Source organism: Pseudomonas sp. GW821-FHT01E05 (assembly GCF_059422425.1).
The window spans coordinates 426,521-447,884 of the sequence record NZ_JBWKWW010000005.1 but is presented as its reverse complement, the minus strand read 5'-3'; the positions used below and the strand labels follow the sequence as shown (position 1 = coordinate 447,884).

At 59.7% G+C, this 21,364-nt stretch carries 18 protein-coding genes; all 18 read right to left on the bottom strand.

What is annotated here, in order from left to right:
- Position 1: 1 nt before the first annotated feature.
- Positions 2 to 502 (bottom strand): NADH-quinone oxidoreductase subunit J, encoded by a 501-nt coding sequence (gene nuoJ / locus AC07W5_RS13955; RefSeq protein WP_495011523.1) that lies wholly within the window; start codon positions 500 to 502, stop codon positions 2 to 4.
- 9 nt (positions 503 to 511) lie between these two features.
- Positions 512 to 1,060 (bottom strand): NADH-quinone oxidoreductase subunit NuoI, encoded by a 549-nt coding sequence (nuoI, locus tag AC07W5_RS13950; protein ID WP_494993350.1) that lies wholly within the window; start codon positions 1,058 to 1,060, stop codon positions 512 to 514.
- Positions 1,061 to 1,072: 12 nt separating this feature from the next.
- Entirely contained in the window at positions 1,073 to 2,080 is a 1,008-nt protein-coding gene (gene nuoH / locus AC07W5_RS13945; protein WP_494993349.1) for an NADH-quinone oxidoreductase subunit NuoH, read from the bottom strand.
- Positions 2,077 to 4,794 (bottom strand): NADH-quinone oxidoreductase subunit NuoG, encoded by a 2,718-nt coding sequence (gene nuoG, locus AC07W5_RS13940; RefSeq protein WP_494993348.1) that lies wholly within the window; start codon positions 4,792 to 4,794, stop codon positions 2,077 to 2,079. The genes nuoH and nuoG overlap by 4 nt, the downstream gene beginning before the upstream one ends.
- A gap of 161 nt (positions 4,795 to 4,955) precedes the next feature.
- Positions 4,956 to 6,317 (bottom strand): NADH-quinone oxidoreductase subunit NuoF, encoded by a 1,362-nt coding sequence (gene nuoF, locus AC07W5_RS13935; protein ID WP_495011521.1) that lies wholly within the window; start codon positions 6,315 to 6,317, stop codon positions 4,956 to 4,958.
- On the bottom strand, positions 6,314 to 6,811 hold the full coding sequence (gene nuoE, locus AC07W5_RS13930) for an NADH-quinone oxidoreductase subunit NuoE (RefSeq protein ID WP_494993346.1): 498 nt from the start codon (positions 6,809 to 6,811) through the stop codon (positions 6,314 to 6,316). Before nuoE ends, nuoF begins: the two co-directional genes overlap by 4 nt.
- A gap of 2 nt (positions 6,812 to 6,813) precedes the next feature.
- Positions 6,814 to 8,598, bottom strand: coding sequence for an NADH-quinone oxidoreductase subunit C/D (gene nuoC / locus AC07W5_RS13925; protein ID WP_495011520.1), 1,785 nt, complete (start codon positions 8,596 to 8,598; stop codon positions 6,814 to 6,816).
- Between the two features lie 72 nt (positions 8,599 to 8,670).
- Positions 8,671 to 9,345, bottom strand: a complete 675-nt coding sequence (locus AC07W5_RS13920) for a NuoB/complex I 20 kDa subunit family protein (RefSeq protein ID WP_489360825.1) — start codon at positions 9,343 to 9,345, stop codon at positions 8,671 to 8,673.
- Positions 9,346 to 9,355: 10 nt separating this feature from the next.
- The gene (locus AC07W5_RS13915; protein WP_494993344.1) at positions 9,356 to 9,769 is read right to left on the bottom strand and encodes an NADH-quinone oxidoreductase subunit A; all 414 of its coding nucleotides are present in this window, start codon (positions 9,767 to 9,769) and stop codon (positions 9,356 to 9,358) included.
- A gap of 741 nt (positions 9,770 to 10,510) precedes the next feature.
- Complete coding sequence (gene aceA, locus AC07W5_RS13910; RefSeq protein WP_494993343.1) at positions 10,511 to 11,836, bottom strand: isocitrate lyase; 1,326 nt, start codon at positions 11,834 to 11,836, stop codon at positions 10,511 to 10,513.
- Positions 11,837 to 12,354: 518 nt separating this feature from the next.
- On the bottom strand, positions 12,355 to 13,182 hold the full coding sequence (locus AC07W5_RS13905) for a secretin N-terminal domain-containing protein (protein WP_495011519.1): 828 nt from the start codon (positions 13,180 to 13,182) through the stop codon (positions 12,355 to 12,357).
- Between the two features lie 252 nt (positions 13,183 to 13,434).
- The gene (locus AC07W5_RS13900; protein WP_495011518.1) at positions 13,435 to 13,860 is read right to left on the bottom strand and encodes a GNAT family N-acetyltransferase; all 426 of its coding nucleotides are present in this window, start codon (positions 13,858 to 13,860) and stop codon (positions 13,435 to 13,437) included.
- Positions 13,853 to 15,019 (bottom strand): ribosomal protein uL16 3-hydroxylase, encoded by a 1,167-nt coding sequence (locus AC07W5_RS13895; protein ID WP_494993340.1) that lies wholly within the window; start codon positions 15,017 to 15,019, stop codon positions 13,853 to 13,855. Before AC07W5_RS13895 ends, AC07W5_RS13900 begins: the two co-directional genes overlap by 8 nt.
- An 83-nt stretch (positions 15,020 to 15,102) precedes the next feature.
- Positions 15,103 to 16,473, bottom strand: a complete 1,371-nt coding sequence (gene purB / locus AC07W5_RS13890) for an adenylosuccinate lyase (RefSeq protein WP_494993339.1) — start codon at positions 16,471 to 16,473, stop codon at positions 15,103 to 15,105.
- Positions 16,474 to 16,599: 126 nt separating this feature from the next.
- Complete coding sequence (gene hflD / locus AC07W5_RS13885; protein WP_494993338.1) at positions 16,600 to 17,223, bottom strand: high frequency lysogenization protein HflD; 624 nt, start codon at positions 17,221 to 17,223, stop codon at positions 16,600 to 16,602.
- Positions 17,220 to 18,353 carry a tRNA 2-thiouridine(34) synthase MnmA gene (gene mnmA / locus AC07W5_RS13880; protein ID WP_494993337.1) on the bottom strand — a complete coding sequence of 378 codons (1,134 nt, stop codon included), beginning with the start codon at positions 18,351 to 18,353 and terminating at the stop codon, positions 17,220 to 17,222. Before mnmA ends, hflD begins: the two co-directional genes overlap by 4 nt.
- A 59-nt stretch (positions 18,354 to 18,412) precedes the next feature.
- The gene (locus AC07W5_RS13875; protein WP_494993336.1) at positions 18,413 to 18,859 is read right to left on the bottom strand and encodes an NUDIX hydrolase; all 447 of its coding nucleotides are present in this window, start codon (positions 18,857 to 18,859) and stop codon (positions 18,413 to 18,415) included.
- A 220-nt stretch (positions 18,860 to 19,079) separates the two neighbouring features.
- Positions 19,080 to 21,323: an NADP-dependent isocitrate dehydrogenase gene (locus AC07W5_RS13870; protein WP_495011516.1), complete on the bottom strand. Its 2,244-nt coding sequence runs from the start codon at positions 21,321 to 21,323 to the stop codon at positions 19,080 to 19,082.
- Positions 21,324 to 21,364: the final 41 nt, after the last annotated feature.

The following is a 21,364-nucleotide window of genomic DNA, read 5'->3' as shown; positions in this document are numbered from 1 at the left end:
CTTACTCCTTCGCCTCGTTGCGGCCCAGGTGGAACGCCGTGACGGCTGCAGCGAGCAGCAGCATCGAGGCGAGTTCGACCACTAGTAGATAAGGACCGAACAGGCTGATGCCCACGGCCTTGGAGTCTACGGTGGTTTGACCGATGCCGGTGCCGGCGGAATGGCTGAACAGTACATACAGCAGTTCAGCCAGCAGCAGTGCAGCGAGTACGACCGGACCACCCCAGATACCGGGTTTGAGCCAGACGCGCTCTTGCTGAACCGAGGCCGGGCCCAGGTTCAGCATCATCACCACGAACACGAACAGCACCAGGATGGCGCCGGCGTAGGCGATCACTTCCAGTACACCGGCGAATGGAGCACCGAGACTGAAAAAGGTCATCGCCACCGCGAGCAGCGAAATAATCAGGTAGAGCAGGGCGTGCACAGGGTTGGTGTTGGTGATCACGCGAAGCGTGGACACAACGGCAACACCTGATGCGAAATAGAAAGCGAATTCCATCTTTCTTCCTTAAGGCAGCAAGCTCTTCACGTTGATCGGTTCGGCTTCATTTTGCGCGGAGCCTTTTGGCTTACCGGCAATGGCCATACCTGCAACACGATAGAAGTTGTAATCAGGGTTCTTACCGGGACCGGAGATCAGCAGATCTTCTTTCTCGTAAACCAGGTCCTGACGTTTGAACTCGGCCATCTCGAAATCCGGTGTCAGCTGGATCGCAGTGGTCGGGCAGGCTTCCTCGCAGAGGCCGCAGAAAATGCAACGCGAGAAGTTGATGCGGAAGAAGTCCGGGTACCAGCGACCGTCCTCGGTTTCAGCTTTCTGCAGCGAGATGCAACCCACCGGACACGCTACGGCGCACAGGTTGCAGGCTACACAGCGCTCTTCGCCGTCGGGGTCGCGGGTCAGGACGATGCGCCCACGGAAGCGCGGCGGCAGGTACACCGCCTCTTCCGGGTACTGCAGCGTGTCGCGCTTGCGGAAGGCGTGGCCGAAAATCATCACCAGGCTGCGAAGCTGGGTGAAGAATCCATGCACGATGTCAAAAGTATACTTGAACATGATTCTCTATCCTCACTGAGCCGCGACGGCGGGCGTGTTCAACAACACGATCGCAGCGGTCACCAGCAGATTGATCAGGGTCAGCGGCAGGCAGAATTTCCAGCCGAAATCCATCACTTGGTCATACCGTGGGCGCGGAATCGATGCGCGCAGCAGGATGAAGATCATGATGAAAAACGCGGTCTTCAGAGCAAACCAGATGAACGGGATCTGCGGCAAAATGTCGAAAGGTCCGTGCCAGCCACCGAAGAACAAAGTCACCAGCAGCGCCGAGATCAACACGATGCCGATGTACTCACCGACGAAGAACATGCCCCATTTCATGCCAGCGTATTCAATGTGGTAACCGTCGGCCAGTTCCTGCTCCGCTTCCGGCTGGTCGAAGGGGTGACGGTGAGTCACGGCCACGCCAGCGATGAAGAAGGTGAGGAAACCGAGGATCTGCGGAATGATGAACCACAGGTGCTGGGCCTGGTAATCGACGATGTCGCGCATGTTGAACGAACCAGCCTGCGCCACGATGCCCATCAACGACAGACCCATGAACACTTCATAGGACACGGTTTGTGCCGAGGCGCGCAAGCTGCCCAACAGGGCGAACTTGTTGTTGCTCGACCAGCCGGCGAACAGCACCGCGTAGACCGACAGACCGGCCATGGCGAAGAAGAACAGCACGCCGATGTTCAGGTCCGCGACACCCCAGGTCGGGGTGATCGGGATGATTGCGAAGGCAATCAGCAAGGCGCTCATGGCCACCACCGGCGCCAAAGTGAAGATCACTTTGTCGGCGAACGGTGGCGTCCAGTCTTCCTTGAAGAACATCTTGATCATGTCGGCGGCGATCTGGAAGGCGCCGAACGGGCCAACCCGGTTCGGACCGTAACGGTCCTGCCAGAGGGCGAGCAAACGACGCTCGACCCAGCTCAGCAGCGCGCCGCAAACCACCACGGCGAGCAGAATCACGATGGCCTTGAGCACCGCGATGATCACGTCGATCACTTCAGGTGTGAACCAGGTCATTGAGCTGCCTCCTGCAGACCGTCAACGGTAAGGCCGGCGATGGCCGGTGGAATACCCGCCAGACCGGCAGGCAAAGCAACCAGGCCAGCACCCAGCTCTTCATTGATACGCAGCGGCAGACGCAGGGTCTGGCCGGCAACATTCAAGCTGAGCAGGGCACCGTCGTTGACGCCCAGACGATCCGCTTCGGATTTGGCCACACAGACGTAGGCGGCCGGGATGCGTTCCTGAACCGGAGCGGCTTTCGAAGAGTTCTCTTCACTGCCGAACAGGTGATAGAACGGCACCGCTTGCCAGGTTCCGCGAGCAGGGGAGAACGCGCCCGGAATGCTGGCGAACCAGCTCAGGCCATCACCTTGGGTTTCGATCAGGCGAGTACCTGGGTCGCCGGCACGCAGGTGACCACCGACTTCGTCCTGGAACTTGTTCCAGGCTTGCGGCGAGTTCCAGCCCGGAGACCAGGCAAATGGTACTTGCTGACGTGGTTCGGCGGAGCCCGAGTAACCTTCCATGGAGAACGAGAACGCAGTGTCGTTGTCCTGGGAAGTGCGCGGTTCGTGCACGCTGATGTCGGCGCGCATGGCGGTCCGGCCACTGTAACGTAGCGGCTCGCGAGCCAGTTTCAGACCTTTGATGCGGAACGAGGCCGACGGTGCGGCGCTGACAATGCCAGCGAGTTGCGGGTTGCTTTCGGCGCAGGCTGCGGTGACGTGGTCCAGTTGGGTCCAGTCCACCGGCTTGTTCAGCAAGGTGCTGCGCAGGGCATGCAGCCAGCGCCAGCCTTCGTGAACCAGGATGCTCGCATCCAGGTAAGTCGGGTCGAAGACCTGGAAGAAGCGCTGGGCGCGGCCTTCCTGGCTGACCAGCGTACCGTCGCCTTCAGCGAAGCTGGCGGCTGGCAGAACCAGATGTGCACGATCGCTGGTGGCAGTCTTCTGATGGTCGGTGACAATCACGACTTTTGCAGCGTTCAGTGCGGCATCGACTTTGGCTGCGTCGACGCGGGTGTACAGATCATTTTCCAGTACGACGATGGCGTCGGCTTTGCCGTCGATCACCGCTTGCAGCGCAGCGTCTGCCGATCCACCACCGAGCATGGCCAGGCCGAGGCTGTTGGCCTCTGGCACGATCAGGCTGATGGAGCCGGCTTTTTCGCGCAGCTTGAGAGCTTTGGCGATGTTCGCCGCGGCTTCGATCAGCGCTTTGGAGCCCAGAGAAGTACCCGCAATGATCAGCGGACGCTTGGCTGCCAACAGGGCGTTGGCGATGCGCTGCGCCAGTTCAGCCGCGTCGCTGTCCAGGCCTTCAACGGCAGGAGCGCTGGCGTCGAGGGCGTGAGCCACGGCGAAACCGATACGAGCCAGGTCGTCTGGAGCGGCGTGAACGCACTCTTCAGCCACGTCATCAAGCTTGGTTTCAGCCAGGCTGGCGATGAACAGCGGGTTCAGTTCGTGCTGACCGATGTTCTTCACCGCAGCATCCAGCCAAGGCTGAACGCGCATGGCGTCGGCCATGTCTTCGGCTTTGCCTTTGACCGATTGACGCAGTGCCAGGGCCATGCGGGCAGCGGTCTGGGTCAGGTCTTCGCCGAGGACGAAGATCGCGTCGTGGTCTTCGACCTCGCGCATGTTCGGGATCGGCAGCGGGCTGTCTTTGAGCACCTGGGCAACCAGGCGAATACGCTCCAGCTCGGACGCTTCGATACCCGAGTAGAAGTGCTCGGCACCGACCAGTTCGCGCAGGGCGAAGTTGCTTTCGAGGCTGGCGCGTGGCGAGCCGATACCGACGATATTGCGACCGCGCAGCAGATCGGCAGCTTTATCCAGTGCAGCGTCGAGACCGAGTTTGACCTGACCGTCAGCCAGCAGTGGCTGGCGCGGACGATCTTCGCGGTTGACGTAGCCATAACCGAAACGGCCACGGTCGCAGAGGAAGTACTGGTTCACCGAACCGTTGAAACGGTTTTCGATACGACGCAGTTCGCCGTAACGTTCACCCGGGCTGATGTTGCAACCGCTGGAGCAGCCATGGCAGATGCTCGGCGAGAACTGCATGTCCCACTTGCGGTTGTAGCGCTCGGAGTGAGTCTTGTCGGTGAACACGCCAGTCGGGCAGACCTCGGTGAGGTTGCCGGAGAACTCGCTTTCCAGGGTGCCGTCTTCAACGCGACCGAAGTACACGTTGTCGTGGGCGCCGAATACACCGAGGTCGGTGCCGCCGGCGTAGTCTTTATAGAAACGTACGCAGCGATAGCAGGCGATGCAGCGGTTCATTTCGTGAGAGATGAACGGGCCCAGTTGCTGGTTCTGGTGGGTACGTTTGGTGAAGCGGTAACGGCGCTCGTTGTGGCCGGTCATCACCGTCATGTCTTGCAGGTGGCAGTGACCGCCTTCCTCGCAGACCGGGCAGTCGTGCGGGTGGTTGGTCATCAGCCATTCGACGACGCTGGCGCGAAACACTTTGGCTTCTTCGTCATCGATGGAAATCCAGCTGCCGTCGGTGGCAGGTGTCATGCACGACATGACGATACGACCACGCTTGTCGTTCTCGTCGGTGTACTGCTTGACGGCGCACTGGCGACAAGCGCCAACGCTGCCAAGGGCGGGGTGCCAGCAGAAATACGGGATGTCGAGGCCTAGCGACAGACACGCCTGTAACAGGTTGTCTGCCCCATCGACTTCGAGCGATTTGCCGTCTACGTGGATAGTGGCCATGGTTCAAAGTTCTTCGTTGGCCCGGTGTCAGCGGGCGTGGCTAATGGAATCTGTGTACTCGCCTGGCGCTGGAACAGGCCTGTTGAAAACTGTGTTTTCAACAGGCCTGAAGCGTCTTCAGACGATAGGAGGGCGGCACGGACCACCCTCGTTCGATACGTTTACGCGCCGACCGGAATCGGGATCGGGCGAGCCAGAGGCGGGACGACAGCACTGGTGGGTGCAATGCCGGCCTCGAACTCTGGACGGAAATATTTGATTGCGCTGCCCAATGGCTCCACGGCGCCCGGTGCGTGAGCACAGAAAGTCTTGCCTGGGCCGAGGAAACCGACCAGACCCAGCAGGGTCTCGATATCGCCGGCTTGCCCTTCACCGTTCTCGATCGCACGCAGCAGCTTGACGCTCCACGGCAGACCGTCACGGCACGGGGTGCAGAAGCCGCAGGATTCGCGGGAGAAGAACTCTTCCATGTTGCGCAGCAGGGAGACCATGTTGACGCTGTCGTCCACGGCCATTGCCAGGCCGGTACCCATACGGGTGCCGACTTTGGCGATGCCACCGGCGTACATTTGTGCGTCCAGGTGCTCAGGCAAGAGGAAGCCGGTACCGGCGCCACCTGGCTGCCAGCACTTGAGCTTGAAGCCGTCGCGCATGCCGCCGGCGTAGTCTTCGAACAGCTCGCGAGCGGTCACGCCGAACGGCAGTTCCCACAGGCCGGGGTTCTTCACTTTGCCGGAGAAGCCCATCAGCTTGGTGCCGTGGTCTTCGCTGCCTTCACGGGCCAGCGATTTGTACCAGTCAACACCGTCGGCGATGATCGCCGGCACGTTGCACAGGGTTTCGACGTTGTTCACGCAAGTCGGCTTGCCCCACACGCCAACGGCGGCAGGGAAGGGCGGCTTGGAGCGCGGGTTGGCGCGGCGGCCTTCGAGGGAGTTGATCAGTGCGGTTTCTTCACCGCAGATGTAACGCCCGGCGCCGGTGTGGACGAACAGTTCGAAATCGAAGCCGCTGCCCAGAATATTCTTGCCCAGCAGGCCCGCGGCTTTTGCTTCTTCCACAGCACGGTTCAGGTGCTTGGCGGCGGTGGTGTATTCGCCACGCAGGAAGATGTAGCCACGGTAGGTTTTCAGCGCGCGAGCACTGATCAGCATGCCTTCGATCAGCAGATGGGGCAGTTGCTCCATCAGCATGCGGTCTTTCCAGGTGTTGGGTTCCATTTCATCCGCGTTGCACAGCAAGTAGCGGATGTTGATGGATTCGTCCTTGGGCATCAGGCCCCACTTCACACCCGTGGGGAAGCCTGCGCCACCGCGACCCTTGAGGCCGGAGTCTTTGACGGTCTGGACGATATCGTCTTGAGACATATCGGCGAATGCCTTGCGCGCAGCGGCGTAGCCATTCTTGGCCTGGTACTCGTCGAGCCAGACGGCTTCGCCGTCGTCACGCAGGCGCCAGGTCAGCGGATGGGTTTGTGCACTGCGCTTGATGCGGTTGGCAGGGCCGAAGGAAGTCAGGGTCATACGTAGCCCTCCAACAGTTTGGCAACGCCAGCAGGCTGTACATTACCGAAAGTGTCGTCGTCGATCATCAGCGCAGGTGCCTTGTCGCAGTTGCCGAGGCAGCAGACCGGTAGCAGTGTGAAACGACCGTCGGCGGTGGTTTGACCCAGGCCGATGCCGAGATTGCTCTGGATCTCGCTGACCACCGACTCGTGACCGCCGATAAAGCAGACCATGCTGTCGCAGACGCGAATGATGTGACGGCCCACTGGCTGACGGAAGATCTGGCTGTAGAACGTCGCCACGCCCTCAACGTCACTGGCCGGAATGCCGAGGATCTCGCCGATGGCGTAGAGCGCGCCATCGGGCACCCAGCCACGTTCCTTCTGGACAATCTTCAGGGCTTCGATCGACGCCGCGCGCGGGTCTTCGTAGTGATGCAGCTCGTGCTCGATGGCCGAGCGCTCGGTTTCGCTCAGGGCGAAACGGTCTGTCTGGATAAGCGTGCTGTTCATGCTTAGCGGTCCACGTCGGCCATAACGAAATCGATACTACCCAGGTACGCGATCAAGTCCGCGACCATGCTGCCTTTGATCACCGAAGGGATCTGCTGCAAGTGCGGGAAGCTTGGGGTACGAATCCGGGTGCGGTAGCTCATGGTGCCGCCATCGCTCGTCAGGTAATAACTGTTGATACCCTTGGTCGCTTCAATCATCTGGAAGGATTCGTTGGCCGGCATGACCGGGCCCCACGAAACTTGCAGGAAGTGCGTGATCAGGGTTTCGATGTGCTGCAGCGTGCGCTCTTTAGGCGGCGGCGTGGTCAGCGGGTGATCCGCTTTGTACGGGCCTTCCGGCATGTTGCGCAGGCACTGGTCGATGATCTTGACGCTCTGGCGCATTTCTTCGACGCGAACCATGCAGCGGTCGTAGGCATCGCCATTGGCCGCCAGCGGAACTTCGAATTCGAAGTTCTCGTAGCCCGAATACGGGCGGGCTTTACGCAGGTCGAAATCACAGCCGGTGGAACGCAAGCCAGAACCGGTGACGCCCCATTCCAGGGCTTCTTTGGTGTTGTAGGCCGCGACGCCGATGGTCCGGCCACGCAGGATGCTGTTCTGCAGCGCGGCTTTCTCGTACTCGTCGAGGCGCTTTGGCAGCCATTCGACGAAGTCCTTGACCAGCTTGTCCCAGCCGCGTGGCAGATCGTGCGCGACGCCGCCGATGCGGTACCAGGCCGGGTGCAGACGGAAGCCGGTGATGGCTTCGATCACGGTGTAGGCTTTTTGCCGGTCGGTGAAGGTGAAGAACACCGGGGTCATGGCGCCGACGTCCTGGATATAAGTACCCAGGAACAACAGGTGGCTGGTGATCCGGAAGAACTCGGCCATCATGATGCGGATGACGTCGACCTTCTCCGGCACCTTGATGCCGGCCAGTTTCTCGACCGAGAGCACGTACGGCAGGTTGTTCATCACGCCGCCGAGGTAGTCGATCCGGTCGGTGTACGGGATGAAGCTGTGCCAGGACTGACGCTCGGCCATTTTCTCGGCGCCACGGTGGTGGTAACCGACGTCCGGAACACAGTCGACGATTTCTTCACCGTCAAGTTGCAGGATGATACGGAACGCACCGTGAGCCGAAGGGTGGTTCGGGCCAAGGTTGAGGAACATGTAGTCCTCGTTGGCGCCGGAACGCTTCATGCCCCAGTCTTCCGGTTTGAAGCGCGCGGCTTCTTCTTCCAGCTGTTGCTTGGCCAGGGTCAGGCTGAACGGGTCGAACTCGGTGGCGCGGGCCGGGAAATCCTTGCGCAGCGGGTGACCTTCCCAGGTCGGCGGCATCATGATCCGGGTCAAATGAGGATGGCCGGCAAAGTCGATGCCGTACATGTCCCACACTTCACGCTCGTACCAGTTGGCGTTCGGCCAGATCGAGGTGACGGTCGGCAAGCTGAGGTCGCTCTCGGACAAGGCGACCTTGATCATTACGTCACTATTACGTTCGATCGACAGCAGGTGATAGAACACGGTGAATTCGACGCCGTTCGGCAAACCCTGACGCTTGGTGCGCAGACGCTCGTCCACGCCGTGCAGGTCATACAGCATGACGTACGGCTTGGGCAGGTTACGCAGGAAAGTCAGGACTTCGATGAGTTTGGCGCGGGTAACCCAAAGCACCGGCATGCCGGTGCGGGTGGCCTGGACGGAGAACGCCTCCGGGCCAAAACGGTTGTTCAGTTCGACGACCACATCTTGGTCGTCTGCCTTATAAGGCGGGATGTACAGAGCACTGCCTGTAGTCATGGCTTTTTATCGCTTTCGGTCAACGTAAAGAATGAAACCAGGTTCTCGTTTCTTTGTAAGAGCTGAGCTGGATCAGACTTCGTCGGGGCTGCGCAGGTTGGTTACCTGAATACGCTGTTCACGGCGCTGTTCCTTTTGCGACGGCATTTCGGCGCGGTAAACGCCTTGATCACCAACGACCCAGGAAAGTGGGCGACGCTCCTGGCCAATCGACTCCTGCAAGAGCATCAAGCCTTGCAGAAAAGCTTCAGGGCGGGGCGGGCAGCCGGGCACATAGACGTCCACGGGCAGGAACTTGTCCACCCCTTGAACGACGGAATAGATGTCGTACATGCCACCGGAGTTGGCGCACGAACCCATGGAGATAACCCACTTGGGTTCCAGCATTTGCTCGTAGAGACGCTGAATGATCGGCGCCATCTTGATGAAGCAGGTACCGGCAATAACCATGAAATCCGCCTGGCGCGGTGATGCCCGGATAACTTCGGCGCCAAAGCGTGCGATGTCATGGGGCGCCGTGAAGGCGGTAGTCATTTCCACGTAGCAGCACGACAGACCGAAGTTGTATGGCCACAGGGAGTTTTTACGCCCCCAGTTGACCGTACTGTTCAGCACGTCTTCGAGCTTGCCCATGAAGATATTTTTGTGGACTTGATCTTCTAACGGATCGGAAACGGTATCCCGTTCGCCGATCGGGTACTGCTCGTTAGGAGCATCCGGGTCGATCCTGGTGAGATTGTATTGCATCGCCAAAGCCTCATTGTTTTAGCTTCGCTTGCCGCTTACGACGACCTTCCGGAGCCCAATCAAGTGCCCCCACTCGCCAAAGGTAGACAAGACCTGCCAACAGAATTGCTATGAAAACGAGAGCTTCGACAAATCCGGTCCAGCCGCTTTCGCGGACGGACACAGACCAGGCAAAGAGAAAAAGGGCTTCGATATCGAAGATCACGAAGAGCATCGCGACCAGATAGAATTTGGCTGAGAGCCGCAAGCGGGCGCTACCGGTAGGCAGCATGCCGGACTCGAACGGTTCGTTTTTACTGCGGCCCCAGGCTTTGGAGCCCAGCAGGCTGGAAACACCGAGCATGAAGGCACAAAGGCCGCCAACACCCAGAAGGAAAATGGCAAAGCCCCAGTTGTGGGCCATGAGTCCTGTCGCTTCGGGCATGCTGGTAATCCTTGGCAGAGAGCAAAGGTCTCTGAGCTTGAATAGAAATAAAGCAGTGACGATATGTCGCAGCGCAATCAATCCCGGTGATTTTATGGCTAAACACCGGGCAAGTAAATTTTCTATGGCGAAATTATTTAGTGAAATGAGGACATGGCATGCCTCCGGACCCTCGCAGCCCAGACGTTGCGGGCATTAGGCGCTGTTTTGTCAATTATCTTTTGTGGGTGATGTAACGAACAATGTACAGTTTAAATGATAATCAATATTGTTTAACGCGGTTTTTAAACTGCTACTTGGGGTGGTAAGCGGGAAGTTGCGCATACATACCCTCTACTGCAAGTTGCGAGCTCAGCCGTTTTAACCTTTTTTTCGAGATCTGATACTGCTTGGGATCAATTTTTTTTATCGGCTGCGGGCGCAAGCTTTGAGTCAAGACGCGATCCGTAGCAGCCGGCGAGCTCGCGGGCCTGCGTTCGGCTCGGTCCGCGTTCGGGCGAAGCGGTCGCAATTTGGTAAGCACGGTGAGCCTGCAAAACCGCGCTACCTGGTTTTACGACTGCTCCGCCCGAACGCGGACCGAGCCGAACGCAGGCTTCGCCAGCTGCCACGGGGGATCAAACGCTGTCTGGGAAATCCCCAAAAAAAACGCCCCGAACCGGTCGGGGCGTTAGATATGCGGCATTCCAGTTAGTTTTCTGTACGGTCTGAAATGGCCGTTTGCTCAAGAAGCGAAGTCGATCAGTGGAACTGTTCTTCTTCGGTGGAGCCGGTCAGCGCGGTAACCGAAGACGTGCCGCCTTGAATCACGGTGGTCATGTCGTCGAAGTAGCCGGTGCCGACTTCCTGTTGGTGAGCCACGAAGGTGTAACCCTTGGCGGCGTCAGCGAATTCTTGTTCTTGCAGTTTCACGTAAGCGGTCATGTCGTTGCGGGCGTAGTCGTGCGCCAGGTTGAACATGCTGTGCCACATGTTGTGAATGCCGGCCAGGGTGATGAACTGGTGCTTGTAACCCATGGCGGACAGTTCGCGCTGGAACTTGGCGATGGTCGCGTCGTCCAGGTTTTTCTTCCAGTTGAAGGAAGGCGAGCAGTTGTATGACAGCAGCTGGTCCGGGTATTCCTTTTTGATCGCTTCAGCGAAACGACGAGCTTCGTCCAGGTCCGGCTTGGCGGTTTCGCACCAGATCAGGTCGGCGTATGGCGCATAGGCAAGGCCGCGAGCGATAGCCTGGTCGAGGCCGGCGCGCACTTTGTAGAAGCCTTCCTGAGTGCGTTCGCCAGTGACGAACGGTTGGTCGTACGGGTCGCAGTCCGAGGTCAGCAGGTCAGCGGCGTTGGCGTCGGTACGGGCCAGGATGATGGTCGGTGTACCGGCAACGTCAGCCGCCAGGCGGGCGGCGGTCAGCTTCTGTACGGCTTCCTGGGTAGGAACCAGTACCTTGCCGCCCATGTGGCCGCATTTTTTCACGGACGCCAGTTGGTCTTCGAAGTGAACGCCGGCAGCGCCTGCTTCGATCATGCTTTTCATCAGCTCGTAGGCGTTCAGCACACCACCGAAACCGGCTTCAGCATCGGCGACGATCGGTGCGAAGTAGTCGATGTAGCCGTCGTCACCCGGGTTCTTGCCGGCTTTCCACTGGATCTGGTCGGCGCGACGGAACGAGTTGTTGATGCGCTTGACCACAGTCGGTACGGAGTCGACCGGGTACAGCGACTGGTCCGGGTACATCGATTCTGCAGAGTTGTTGTCTGCAGCGACTTGCCAACCCGACAGGTAGATCGCCTGGATACCGGCTTTAACTTGCTGTACGGCCTGGCCGCCGGTCAGGGCGCCCATGCAGTTGACGAAATCTTTCTCGGGACGGAAGGACGGCTTGGCACCCTGGGTGACCAGGTTCCAGAGCTTCTCGGCGCCCATTTTTGCAAAGGTGTGCTCAGGTTGAACCGAGCCACGCAGACGGACGACGTCAGCAGCGGAGTAAGCGCGAGTCACGCCTTTCCAGCGTGGGTTTTCAGCCCAGTCTTTTTCGAGGGCTGCAATTTGCTGTTCGCGTGTCAGTGCCATGGAGATAAACCTCGTCGCGTCTTGTGTGGAAAGTGGTTCTTGGGTGGAAAATTCCAGCTCCACCAGGTACGCAGGTTTGAAAGATTGCGTAGATGGCTGCTCGCTGACCAGAAGCTTAGGTGGTCAAGTCGGGTCTGGCGGGGAGGGCGACGGGATGAACGATGGGCTCGAGGATGGACGCTGAGCAGGTAAGGGCGAGCTGGTGGGCGCATTCGGGCGTCGTGGGCCTTTATACGATCATCAGTGTGTTGCCGGTCTACCTAATTACGCTTCCGTCCCTCGGGACAACTTCGTTCCAGTCGCAACCTCGTCAAACACACCTTGTGGGCGGTACAGACACGAATCGGCTCAGGTAGGTAGGTTAGAGCGGCGATTCGAAGGCCCTTGCCAGGGCCCCTGATTAGCGGGAGCGAGGCCATCATGCCTTTGCTTTTTTGGCTCGTCAAACGTTTTGTAGTGCTTTTTTTTAAGCACTACATCTTTGGTCTAATACGACTAATCAGTCAGTTTTTGGTGTGTTAGTCCAAGGTATCGACTTTTACCCGCAAGGTCATGTCATCCCGGCCCTGAGTCGAATAGCTGCGGGCCAGCCCCTGTTTATCGGCCTGGGTCTGGCGATTGACCCCGGCCAGGGTGATCCATTCGCCAAGACGGCCGCTGACCGTGGTGTTGGTACTTTGCACGTTCACTACATCGGGACGTTCCTGGCTCATTCGGTCACGATTGGTTCTGATATTGAGGTGAACGATGTCGCCGGTGACGCTGGCTGTGACGTAGAAACCCTGGGTGACGTTGCGGTACTGGGTCTGGCTTTGCAGGTGGGCGTAGTTGTTGCTCGGGTTTTGCGGTGGGCTGGAGCTGTTGCTCGGGTTTTGCGGCGGGCTGGAGGTGTTGGTCTGGTTTGGCAGGCTGGCGTAGGCATCGGTCTGGGTGCTGGTCAGCGGCACGATCTGGCCGATCTGGATCAGGGCCGGTGTACCTTCGCTGGTCTGGACTTGCTGAATGCCGCCTTCGCGGCTGTCGGTGCTGTAGGTGATGATCCGCGTCCGCTGATCGGTGTTGTCTTGCTGGTTGTTTTCATTGGTGTCGACAGTGATCAGCAGGCGTTTGGGCGCGGTGTCGAGCTGTGCGATCAGGGCCTTGAATTCGTTGATCTTGTCGGGTTCGGCGTTGACGATCAGCTGGTTGCCGTAGGCGCTGACCTTGCCGTCCCCGCCGATAAAATTCTGCGCGACCGGCAGCAGGTCGGCGCTGGTGCGATTGTTGAGTTGCACCACCTCGGTAGCGGCGATGACCGAAAAACTGCAGGTCAGCAGCAGTGTGGTGAACAGGGTGCGTAGGGACATGTCCGTTATCTCCGCGATCAAAGGCTCGAGTTTGCCAGTTTGTCGGCCTGCGAAGGGGCAAGTTGAATCCTGGACGGCAAAACGCCCCGGTATCTGAAGATAGCAGGGCGTTTTGCTGATCGTTCCCATGCTCCGCGTGGGATGATCGTTCCCACGCTCTGCGTGGGAATGCCTCTCAGGACGCTCCGCGTCCTTTCGCGGTGGTGACGCGGAGCGTCACCGGCTGCATTCCCACGCGGAGCCTGGGAACGATCAGTGGTGGCCTCGCACCATGTCGACGTGCGGAATCCCTGCTTCCAGGAACTCCTCACTGACAATGCTGAAGCCCAGGCGCTCATAGAACGCTGTCGCCTGAACCTGTGCACTGAGCATCTGCTGCTTGAGCCCGCGCTTCTCGGCTTCACCGATCACCGCCTGCATCAGCGCATCGCCGACCTTCAGGCCGCGCCAGTCCTTGAGGACTGATACGCGGCCGACGTGCCCATCAGGCAACAGGCGCGCAGTACCAATCGGAAAATCACCTTCGAAGGCGAGGAAATGCACGGCGCTTGCGTCGTCGGCATCCCATTCCAGTTCGGCTGGAACGGATTGCTCGGCGATGAACACCGCTTCACGAATGCGCCGGATCTCGGCGTTGTCCTTTTGCCAGTCTGCGACACGTACGTGAATCTTATTCATCGGCAAACCCCAGGCTTCCTTGCTTGACCAGTTCACACAGCAGGCCCCGACCGTCTTCATCGCTCAGCCAATGGCCAAGGTTGTCGACGTGTAGCGCATCGGCGGCGCAAATCATTTTCAGCAGCTCGCGCAACTTGCCCGGCAGATAACGGCTCTGGCCGCTGGCGAACAGCAGCAGGTCGTCGTCGACTTCCGACCAGGCCAGGCGCGCGCTTGGGTTGCGGATCAGCACGGCGCCTTGCTCGAGACTGCTGAGCAGGTCGTCTTCTTCCAGTTCCGGGCCGACCACCAGTTCCGGGTAGCGTGGTTCGGTCATGAACTGGCCGAACCAGGTCAGCAGCAGGCGCTCGTCGCTCATGTGTTCGGCCAGCAGGCTTTTCAAGCGGTCGAGGGCGTCATGCTGGATCTGGTGCGGGTCGATCGCTGGTTGTGCGTCGGCGTCGGTGTAACGCTCTTCGTCAGGCAGGAACTGGCTGAGGAAGTCAGTGAAGTGGGTCAGCACTTCAGCGGCGCTCGGGGCGCGGAAGCCCACCGAGTAGGTCATGCAGTCGTCGACAGCCACGCCGCAGTGGGCCAGGCGCGGCGGCAGGTAGAGCATGTCGCCCGGTTCCAGGGTCCACTCGTCGGTCCCCTGGAAGTCGGCAAGGATGCGCAGGTCGGCGTGCTCGAGCAGAGGGCTCTCGGAATCGCACATCTGGCCGATCTTCCAGTTGCGCTTGCCATGGCCTTGCAGCAGGAACACGTCGTAGTTGTCGAAGTGCGGGCCTACGCTGCCGCCAGGCGCAGCGAAGCTGATCATCACGTCGTCGATGCGCCAGCTCGGCAGGAAGCGGAAGTGCTCCAGCAGCTCGCTGACTTCCGGCACGAACTGGTCGACGGCTTGCACCAGCAAGGTCCACTCGCGCTCGGGCAGTTTGCTGAATTCGTCTTCGGCGAACGGGCCGCGACGCAATTCCCATGGGCGCTCGCCGTGCTCGATGACCAGTCGCGATTCGACTTCCTCTTCCAGTGCCAGGCCGGCCAGTTCGTCGGCGTCGATCGGGCTTTCGAAATCAGGGATCGCCTGGCGAATCAGCAGCGGCTTTTTCTGCCAGTAGTCGCGCAGGAATTCCCGTGCAGTGATGCCGCCCAGAAGTTGAAGAGGAATATCAGGATTCATGTGTAACCTATTGAAAAAAAGTACTTTTCAGACGGGAATAAAAACGCCCGGCGCTGCCGGGCGTCTAAATGTATTACGAGCGGTCAGATGCGCTTGGCTTGAGCCACGGCGTTGCCGATGTAATTGGCCGGAGTGAGCTTTTTCAGCTCGGCCTTGGCCTCGGCAGGCATGTCCAGTGCATCGATGAAAGTCTGCAGCGCTTCAGGGCTGATGCCCTTGCCGCGAGTCAGCTCTTTCAGCTTTTCGTACGGGTTTTCGATGTTGTAGCGACGCATCACGGTCTGGATCGGTTCGGCCAGGACTTCCCAGCACGCATCCAGGTCAGCAGCGATTTTCTGGGCGTTGAGCTCCAGTTTGCTGATGCCTTTGAGGCTGGCTTCGTAAGCGATAACGCTGTGAGCGAAGCCGACGCCGAGGTTGCGCAGCACGGTGGAGTCGGTCAGGTCACGCTGCCAGCGGGAGATTGGCAGCTTGCTCGCCAGGTGCTGGAACAGTGCATTGGCGATACCCAGGTTGCCTTCGGAGTTTTCGAAGTCGATCGGGTTGACCTTGTGCGGCATGGTCGAGGAGCCGATTTCGCCGGCAATGGTGCGCTGCTTGAAGTAGCCCAGGGAGATGTAACCCCAGATATCGCGATCGAAGTCGATCAGGATGGTGTTGAAGCGGGCGATCGCGTCGAACAGCTCGGCGATGTAGTCGTGCGGTTCGATCTGCGTGGTATACGGGTTGAAGCCCAGGCCCAGTTCATCTTCGATAAACGCGCGAGCGTTGGCTTCCCAGTCGATCTCAGGGTAGGCCGAGAGGTGTGCGTTGTAGTTGCCGACAGCGCCGTTGATCTTGCCCAGCAGCGGAACGGCGGCGACTTGGGCGATCTGGCGTTCCAGGCGGTAAACCACGTTGGCCAGTTCTTTGCCCAGGGTGGTCGGCGAAGCCGGTTGACCGTGGGTGCGCGAGAGCATCGGCACGTCGGCGAAGCGGATCGCCAGCTCGCGAATGGCTTCAGCAGTCTGGCGCATCAGCGGCAGCATCACCTCATCACGGCCTTCGCGCAGCATCAGGGCGTGGGACAGGTTGTTGATGTCCTCGCTGGTGCAGGCAAAGTGGATGAATTCACTGACGTTGGCCAGTTCAGGCAGTTTGGCGGCCTGTTCCTTGAGCAGGTACTCAATGGCTTTAACATCGTGGTTGGTGGTGCGCTCGATCTCTTTGACGCGCTCGGCGTGTTCCAGCGAGAAGTTTTCCGCCAGTTCATTCAGAGCCGCGTTGGCTTCGGCGGAAAACGCCGGGACTTCGCAGATGCTAGCGTGAGCGGCCAGGCGCTGGAGCCAGCGCACTTCAACCAGGACGCGAGCACGGATCAGACCGTATTCGCTGAAAATTGGGCGCAGGGCCTGGGTTTTGCCGGCGTAGCGGCCGTCAACAGGGGAAACCGCAGTGAGCGAAGAGAGCTGCATGGGGTGTTCTCGGACAGTCGGGCAACGAAATGGGGCGCGTATCATACATGAAAAAAACCGCTGGTCCGTTGCCAACTGACCAGCGTTTACGCGTTACAGACTACAAAACAATATTGCGGGCGCGGTTCAGCTGCTGCGCATCAGCGGATAAAGCTCTTTGAGCAGTTTGCGGCGGCTGAATACCAGCTGCCAGCGATGACCACCCAGCTGGCGCCACAAGCGCGCCGAGCGGATGCCGGCCAGCAACAGGGCGCGGATCTTCGACGAGTTGCTCGGTTGCTGCAGGTTGCGCATGTCGCCGTGCACCTGAATCCGTTGGCGCAGGGTGCTCAAGGTGTCCTGATACAGCGCTCCACAAGCGGCGATCACGTTTTCGTGGGCCGGGCCGAAATGCTCGACCTGGGACTGAATCTGCGGCAAGCGTTTGCCGATCACTTCGAGCATGTCGTCACGCTTGGCCAGTTGTCGCTCGAGGCCGAGCATCGACAGCGCATAGCGCAAGGGTTCGCGTTGCAAGGTGTTCGGGTCGCGCTCCAGGGCGCCGATCAGTGCGCGATAACCTTCGCGCAGATTGATGTCGTCGCCACCGTAGACTTCCAGGGTGTCCTTCGGATCACGGATCAGCAGGCTGCCAAGCATGCAGCTCAGACCGGCTTCCGTGACCTGGCCGGTCTTGGCGATCTTGTCGACCAGGACTGCGGCGAGAAAAACACCGCCCAGGGCTGTCAGTTGCTCCTGAGTCGGGCTCATGCGCGCGAATCCTTGCTGCTCCAGGGTTCGGCCACTTCAATGACGCCGCCGCCAAGGCAGATTTCGCCGTCGTAGAACACCACGGACTGGCCGGGGGTTACTGCGCGCTGCGGGTCGTCGAAAATAGCGCGATAGCCATTGGCGGTTTTTTCCAGGGTGCAGGGCTGGTCGCTCTGGCGATAGCGGACTTTCGCAGTGAGCTTGCGCGGCGTGCTCAGGTCGACCGGGTTGACCCAGTAGATGTCCGAGGCGAGCAGCGCGCGGGAGAACAGCCATGGGTGATCATTGCCCTGGCCAACGATCAGCTCGTTGTGCTCCAGGTCCTTGATCAGCACGTACCACGGCTCTTCGCCGGCGTCTTTCAGGCCGCCGATGCCCAGACCCTGGCGCTGGCCGATGGTGTGGTACATCAGGCCGTGGTGGCGACCGATCACTTCACCTTCGGTGGTTTTGATCTCGCCAGGCTGTGCCGGCAGGTATTGCTTGAGGAAGTCGCTGAAACGGCGTTCGCCGATAAAGCAGATCCCGGTGGAGTCCTTTTTCTTCGCCGTAGCCAGCTGGTGTTTCTCGGCAATCGCTCGAACCGCAGGTTTTTCCAGCTCGCCGACCGGGAACAGGGTCTTGGCGATCTGCTCGCCGCCGACGGCGTGCAGGAAGTAGCTCTGATCCTTGTTGGGGTCCAGGCCTTTGAGCAGTTCGGTACGGCCATCGATGTCGCGGCGGCGCACGTAGTGGCCGGTGGCGATCAGGTCGGCACCGAGCATCAGGGCGTAGTCGAGGAACGCCTTGAACTTGATTTCGCGGTTGCAGAGGATGTCCGGGTTCGGTGTGCGCCCGGCTTTGTATTCGGCCAGGAAATGCTCGAACACGTTGTCCCAGTACTCAGCGGCGAAGTTGGCGGTGTGCAGCTTGATGCCAATCTTGTCGCAAACGGCTTGAGCGTCGGCCAGGTCGTCCATGGCGGTGCAATAGTCCGTTCCGTCGTCCTCCTCCCAGTTCTTCATGAACAGGCCTTCCACCTGATAACCCTGCTCGATCAGCAGTAGGGCGGAAACGGAAGAGTCCACGCCGCCGGACATGCCGACGATAACGCGCTTCTTTTGTGTGTCAGAAGGGGCTGGATCACGCATAGGGATTCAAAGGGTGTCTTGAAAAAGGACGCGATTCTAACAGGCCGGAGCCTGCAAGGCTAAAGAGAAGGGCGGATCAGCTCGAGACTGTGCAGCTTGCCGCTCAAATAATCGTCGATGCACTGGAGGATTAGCTCGCTGCGCCAGTCCGGGCGTCGTTCCAGCAGCTCGGTGCGGGTTAGCCAGCGCGGGCCGATAATGCCGTCATCCAGCTGATAATCGGGATGATGCTGTAGCGGTTTGCCAGCGAAGCACACGCGTTGGTAGGTCACGCCGTTGCTTGGAGCAGTATAGAGGTAGATGCCGATAACGCCGGTCAGTTCGATGTCCCAGCCGGTTTCTTCGAGGGTTTCACGAATCGCGGCGTCGATCAGTGTTTCGTCGGGATCCAGGTGCCCGGCGGGCTGATTGAGCACCGCTCGTCCGCCTGCGAGTTCCTCGACCATCAGGAAGCGGCCATTGTCTTCGACGATGGTCGCGACGGTAATGTGGGGCTGCCAATCCATAAAAATATTCTGCCTTGGGGTTGGGGGAGAAGGTCATCATAAAACGAGCGCGGTCCCTGTAGGAGCCGAGCTTGCTCGCGATGGCATCACCTCGGTGCAACAGACACATCGCGTCGCCTGCATCGCGAGCAAGCTCGGCTCCTACAAAGAGCAAAGAGCGCAAGCCATAAACAGAAACCCCGGCGCGGGGCCGGGGCTCTGGTATTACAGTGCAGCGCTATCAGGCAGCCAGGCTGTCGGAAGCCAGCGCAGCGATTGCCGCGTTGAAGATTTCGCTAGGGCGCATGGCCTTGCTGATCAGTGCTGGCGTGGCGTAGTAGTAGCCACCGATTTCCACTGGTTTGCCCTGAACGGCGTTGAGCTCGGCAACGATGGCCGCCTCGTTTTCGGTCAGGGTTTTCGCCAGTTGGCCAAATTGCGCCTGGAGGGCGGCATCTTCAGTCTGGGCGGCCAGGGCCTGGGCCCAGTACAGCGCCAGGTAGAAGTGGCTGCCGCGGTTGTCGATGTTGCCGACTTTGCGTGCAGGCGACTTGTTGTTGTCCAGGAACTGACCGGTGGCCTGATCCAGAGTCTTGGCCAGTACCAGGGCTTTCGGGTTGTTGTAAGTCACACCCAAATGCTCAAGGGAGGCGGCCAGAGCCAGGAACTCACCCAGCGAATCCCAGCGCAGGAAGTTTTCTTCCAGCAACTGCTGAACGTGCTTCGGTGCTGAACCGCCAGCGCCGGTTTCGAACAGACCGCCGCCGTTCATCAGCGGAACGATCGACAGCATCTTGGCGCTGGTGCCCAGCTCCATGATCGGGAACAGGTCGGTCAGGTAGTCGCGCAGTACGTTACCGGTCACCGAGATGGTGTCCTGACCGGCGCGGATGCGCGTCAGCGTGAACGCCATGGCGTCGACTGGCGACATGATGCGGATGTCCAGGCCGGATGTGTCGTGATCCTTCAGGTAGGCCTGAACTTTCTCGATCACCACGCCGTCGTGGGCGCGCATTGGGTCCAGCCAGAAGATCGCTGGAGTGCTGCTGGCGCGAGCACGGTTGACGGCCAGTTTGACCCAGTCCTGGATCGGCGCGTCTTTGGTCTGGCACATGCGGAAGATGTCGCCGGCTTCAACCGACTGTTCCAGCAGAGTGCGGCCAGCGCTGTCGGAAACGCGAACAACACCGTCAGCCTTGATCTGGAAGGTCTTGTCGTGGGAACCGTACTCTTCGGCTTTTTTCGCCATCAGGCCAACGTTTGGCACGCTGCCCATGGTGGTTGGGTCGAAGGCGCCGTGTTGCTTGCAGTCTTCGATCACCGCCTGGTAGATGGTGGCGTAGCAACGATCCGGGATCACGGCCTTGGTGTCGTGCAGTTGGCCATCGGTGCCCCACATCTTGCCGGAGTCACGGATCATGGCTGGCATCGAGGCGTCGACGATCACGTCGCTCGGCACGTGCAGGTTGGTGATGCCTTTGTCGGAGTTGACCATGGCCAGCGACGGACGAACGGCGTAGACCGCCTGAATGTCGGCTTCGATCTGTGCTTGCTGCTCGGCCGGCAGGGCCTTGATGCGGGCGTACAGGTCGCCGATGCCGTTGTTCAGGTTGAAGCCGATCTGTGCCAGCACGTCAGCGTGCTTGCTCAGGGCGTCTTTATAGAACTCGGCAACGATCTGGCCGAACATGATCGGGTCGGAGACCTTCATCATGGTCGCTTTCAGGTGAACCGACAGCAGCACGCCTTTTTGCCTGGCGTCTTCGATTTCAGCGGCGATGAAGCTGCGCAGGGCGTTTTTGCTCAGCACGGCGCAATCGAGGATCTCACCGGCTTGTACGGTGGTTTTTTCTTTCAGGACGGTGGTACTGCCATCCCGAGCGATCAGTTCGATTTTAACGCTGTCTTTGGCGTCGATCAGGGCGGCTTTTTCGCTGCCGTAGAAATCGCCAGCGCTCATGTGAGCGACGTGGGACTTGGAGTCCGAGCTCCAGGCGCCCATTTTGTGCGGGTGCTTGCGGGCGTAGTTCTTGACCGACAGCGGGGCGCGGCGGTCAGAGTTGCCTTCGCGCAGAACCGGATTTACGGCGCTACCCTTGACCTTGTCGTAAGCCGCTCTGGCGCTCTTGTCGGCATCGCTGGTCACGGTTTCCGGATAGTCCGGCAGTTCAAAGCCCTGGGCTTGCAATTCTTTGATCGCGGCCTGCAGTTGCGGAACCGAGGCGCTGATGTTCGGCAGTTTGATGATGTTGGCTTCAGGCGTGACGGCCAGGGCGCCCAGTTCGGCGAGGTGGTCGGCTACGGCTTTGTCGCCCAATTGCTCGGGGAAGCTGGCCAGGATGCGCCCTGCAAGAGAGATATCGCGGGTTTCCACGGCGATATCAGCGGAGGCGGTGAAGGCCTCTACGATAGGCAGCAGTGAATAGGTGGCGAGGGCTGGGGCTTCGTCGGTGAAGGTGTAGATGATCTTCGAGCGGGTGGGCATATTCGGATTAACTCTCTTCTTTGCTAGGCGTGCTCGGAATC